This window comes from Pseudoalteromonas sp. GW168-MNA-CIBAN-0100 (genome assembly GCF_040309225.1).
GTDB classification, from domain to species: Bacteria; Pseudomonadota; Gammaproteobacteria; order Enterobacterales; family Alteromonadaceae; genus Pseudoalteromonas; species Pseudoalteromonas arctica.
Map to the genome: position 1 here is coordinate 1 of NZ_JBEOOL010000734.1, position 259 is coordinate 259.

Consider the following 259-nt stretch of genomic DNA (forward strand, 5'->3'; position numbering starts at 1 on the left):
GGTAAGCACATCGGCACTTATGCCTGCTAAGTTAAATTTAGAGGCCATAAATTCAGCGTGTTTTTGGCTTACGCAAAACGCTAGCGTTTTAATAGCATGTACGTTGGTCACTATATCGGCAAGGCTGGCTATAATTTTGTTAGCGCGGTTGTTTTCACCTGTATAAAGGTTACTTAGCTCGCTTATATCGTAACGGCCGCCATTTTTAGAGCCTCGCCATGTTATTTTGCTTAGGTCTGTGTCGTCATCTAGTCCAAAG

1 protein-coding gene is annotated in these 259 nt (G+C 42.9%); it reads right to left on the reverse strand.

What is annotated here, in order from left to right; genetic code table 11:
• Positions 1-259 (reverse strand): hypothetical protein (locus tag AAEY62_RS23210; protein ID WP_350636795.1); only part of this gene is annotated, 259 nt, incomplete at both ends.